4 protein-coding genes are annotated in these 3,991 nt (G+C 35.3%); 1 reads left to right on the top strand and 3 read right to left on the bottom strand.

The features are described 5' to 3' along the window. Positions 1-69 precede the first annotated feature (69 nt). Positions 70-1,608, top strand: a complete 1,539-nt coding sequence (locus PUH65_RS14755) for an IS1182 family transposase (protein WP_305519709.1) — start codon at positions 70-72, stop codon at positions 1,606-1,608. A 237-nt stretch (positions 1,609-1,845) separates the two neighbouring features. On the opposite strand, the gene PUH65_RS14750 is transcribed toward PUH65_RS14755, so the two are convergent. From PUH65_RS14750 to PUH65_RS14740, 3 genes are all read right to left on the bottom strand, one after another. Further along, positions 1,846-2,370, bottom strand: coding sequence for a GNAT family N-acetyltransferase (locus PUH65_RS14750; RefSeq protein WP_305520885.1), 525 nt, complete (start codon positions 2,368-2,370; stop codon positions 1,846-1,848). 2 nt (positions 2,371-2,372) lie between these two features. After that, positions 2,373-2,828: a GNAT family N-acetyltransferase gene (locus tag PUH65_RS14745; protein WP_305520884.1), complete on the bottom strand. Its 456-nt coding sequence runs from the start codon at positions 2,826-2,828 to the stop codon at positions 2,373-2,375. Between the two features lie 118 nt (positions 2,829-2,946). Then, on the bottom strand, positions 2,947-3,576 hold the full coding sequence (locus PUH65_RS14740) for a chloramphenicol acetyltransferase (protein ID WP_305520883.1): 630 nt from the start codon (positions 3,574-3,576) through the stop codon (positions 2,947-2,949). Positions 3,577-3,991 lie beyond the last annotated feature (415 nt).

The raw sequence follows: 3,991 nt of genomic DNA, 5'->3' as shown, positions 1-3,991 counted from the left end.
CTCCGTTTATTTCTTTCAAAAATAGCATAATTATTTCAATAATACGAGAGTAAATTCGTATATTTAATAATGCAACATATCACTGGAATAGCCCGCAATCAAATGGTTTTTACGAGTTTAGAAGATTCGATTTCTGAAGATAATTCGGTTCGGTTTGTAGATGCCTTTGTTGAGAATGTCGATTTAAAAGCATTAGGTTTTGAACTGCAAACGCTAAAAACGGAAGGACGACCGAGTTTCAATACGGAAACATTTCTCAAAATCTATTTATATGGATATCTGAATGGACTTCGAAGTTCCCGGAAACTCGAAAAAGAATGTGCTCGTAATATTGAATTACAATGGCTTTTATTTGGATTGGCACCCAATTATCACAGCATTTCTGATTTTAGAAAAAACAATCCGTCGGGTTTAAAAAAGCTGTTCAAAGTATTCGTTTCTTTTTTGAAAGATGCAGATCTAATTGCCGGAGAAACCATCGCCATTGACGGTACTAAAAGTAGAGCACACAACAGCAAAAAAGCCAATTTCAATCAAAAGAAAATCGATAAACACCTGGCTTATATTGAAGAGAAAACACAGCAATACTTGGATGAATTGGCTCAGAATGATGAGAAAGAAAATAGTGTGACAATCACTAAAATTCAGGAAAAGATAGAAAGATTAAAGAAAAATAAACTTCGCTACGAAGTCTTAGAAGAAAAACTAAAAGCGAGTGGCGAACCTCAAATCAGTACAACCGATGAAGATTCACGAGCACTGTTGGTTCAGGGACAAGTGGTAGAAGTAAGTTATAATATTCAAGCCGCTGTTGATGCTCAATACAATTTGGTTGTGGCTACACACACCATTAATCGTAATGATCGTAATGCTTTGAGCGCAATTGCAATTGAAGCTAAGGACAATTTGGGAGTTGAAACCTTCACTGCTTTAGTTGACAAGGGGTATCACAATGGTCGGGAAATCACCCAATGCAAAGAGCAAAACATTATCACCATTGTTGCGCATCCAGATCAGGGAAAAAGCAACGAAAATGGCACTCAACCAGATTATTTTGTTTCAAAATTCATTTACAATACAGACGATGACACTTACACTTGTCCGGCAAACCAAGTTTTAAAAACGACAGGACGATGGCACAAGAAAACCCGCGATAGAGACAGCTACGACTTCAAAAAATACCGAACTCCAGCTTGTAAAGAATGCCCTGTAAAATCACTTTGTACGAGCAGAACAGGAGGCCGAGAGATTGACAGAAGTCAGTATGCCGATGCTGTTGCAGAAAACAATCAGCGCTACCAAGCCAATGCACAATTGTACCGAAAGCGGCAGGAGATCAACGAGCATATTTTCGGAACAGTCAAACGGCAGTGGGGTTACAATCACACGAATTTAACGGGATTAGAAAAAGTAAATGGTGAACACAGTTTAATTATGCTGGTGTACAATATCAAACGTGCGATAAATATTCTGGGAGTTCCGGAATTAATTGCCAAATTGAAGAACTGGAAGTCACCTTACAAAGCGAAAGCTTGTTTTGTTTTTAAAGTGATTTGTTTTGCGCCTATTTTAGCTCCTTTAGAAAATAGATTATCAATTGCTGCCTAAAAAACAGCCCGTCTTAAAACGTATTTATTGAAGCGTGGAAGGTTGGTTTTCTTAAGAAATTATTGGAAAACTGAGTTTTTTCACAGCCTGACGTTCCCGCGCTTTGCGAGGTTGCGAGCTTCGTAACCGAGTATTTTCGGTTACTACTAAATTTCTTGCGAAAGATAAACGTGAATTTACCACAAAATTCGCAATCTCGCAAAACGTGTGTTAGCGGCTGCCTTTTTTTCTCCCATTTTAGTTAGTTAGTTTTAGTTTCATCATAATGTCTGTTTGCTCATCGTCACCAAGTTTAAAAATGTGCTTATCAAATTCTACAAAACCATTTTTTTTGTAAAAGTTAATTGCTCTTGGATTTTCTTCCCAAACGCCTAACCAAATAAAATCAGAGTTTTTCTTTTTTGCTATTTCTATTGCTTTATCATAAAGAATTTGTCCAACTTTTTTCCCGTGAAATTCTTTAAGCACATAAATTCTTTCAATTTCGAGCGCTTTGTCGTCTTTTAGTTCGGTTTGCGATTGCCCGAAATTGAGTTTTAGATAACCGATAACTTCCTTGTCAAGTTTGGCGAAATAAAATTCAGAGGTTTCGTTATTTAGTTCTGTAGTTATTTTATCAATGGAAAAACCGTTTTCTAAATAACTTTTCATATTTTCTTCAGTATTACTCTCGAAAAATGTTTCATAAAAAGTCTGTCTGCCAATTTCTTGCAATTGCAGAATTTCTTCTTCTCCTATTTTTGTTATTTCAATTTTGTTCATCATTACAGTTTCCATTCATAGTTAAGCCACTCATTATTTTCTGTTGCACCCAAACGTTCATAGAAATTTTGTCCTGCTTTGTTCCAAGGTGCAACTGTCCATTTTATTTGATTGCAATTATTTTTTTTAGCTTCAATTTTTAAAGTGTTCATCAGTTGTTCTCCAATTTTTTGACCACGATAATTTTCATCCACATATAGTTCTTTCATATAAATAGCTGGTCTGTTTTGAGCCGTGTATGGAAGAAAATAATACACCAGCATTCCCGCAATTTTGTCGTTGTCGTCCGCTACAATGCAATGAAAGTCTGGTGGATTTTTGCGAAAACCACTTTCCTTAACAATTTCTGGCGTAATAGCAAAACTGTCAATATATTTTTCAAAAAGAGCTAATTGTTCCATTAAAGTCCAAATTTTTTCGCTGTCTTTTTCGTCTGCTTTTCTTATTATAATGTCCATTGTTTTTTGTCTTGATGGTTGTTCAGATATTGTTGTTGCTAACGTTTTGCATATTCTGGCATTGATGTAATTTGCTTACAAACAATCATAAATATATTCAATATTTAAAAGCAAATTGTTATTTTGTATTGAGTTGATTTTGAAATTCATTTAAATATTTTGCTATGTGGAAACCATCAACTAATCCGTGATGCGCTTCTATAGAAATGGGTAACATTCTTTTTCCTTCTCGGATAATAAACCTTCCAAAAGTTATTTTAGGAACAGATTCTTTTTGATCAAAGTTAGTAGGATGTAATAATCCGCTAAATGAATTCCATGGAATAGTTGAATGACGAATTAAATCTTTTTTAATATCATCGTTATTAAGTCTTAATCCAGAGCAGTTTTTGACCTCTAAAATTTCATTATTCAATTCGGTATTAAAAGTTTCGAAATCAGAAGAAAAATTCACAAAACCAAAGCCGAAAGTTTCGTCTTCTCTACCAATAGTTATTCCAGCATGAATTTTTTCGAATTCTATGATTTCATTATCTATGATTCTATATTTTAGTTCATCTACAGAATTCACTGCAATCATGGATTTATGAAGATAATTTGCAAAGAATGATTTACCGTTTTCTTTAGAATTTTTATAACATTCATCACAATCAACTTCTGTAACTATTCCGAAAACAGGGCTAGCCATTTTAGAAAAAAAATCAAAGTGTTCTTTTCTTTTCCAGTTAGTTAAGTCAATTTTTTTCATTAATGTTTTGTTGTATTAAGTTATTGAATTCGGTTTTAGGTTGCCGCTAACGGTGGTGGTATGAGAAGCTGCCGACTGCGGGCGAATTCTTTATCAAGCTACACGAGTGTTGATGCGGGTGATGAACTTGCAAATTGCGCAACTCTCGGCAGTTTTTTATACCACATGTGTGTGCCCAGCATGGGCATCTTTCTCTTACGAAAGTAAGAAATTAATCTAGAGGGTGCAAGTCCCTTATGGGCGAGGGTAACGCCTTGAACCATTAGTAAATCGCAAGGGTGGTAACCGTGAGGTTACATCTGAAGGAAGCGAGACTACAAAACTCGGTACTGACGAACAGGAACCGTATAAGAGGCATTTATGCATGGGTAAGCAAGCACATCATTGTAACGCCCTAAGATTACAAAAGTGCATA

It is taken from the genome of Kaistella sp. SH40-3, assembly GCF_030686865.1.
In the GTDB taxonomy this organism is placed as follows: Bacteria; Bacteroidota; Bacteroidia; order Flavobacteriales; family Weeksellaceae; genus Kaistella.
Note: the sequence above shows the minus strand (reverse complement) of the source record. Positions and strands in the feature narration are given on the sequence as shown.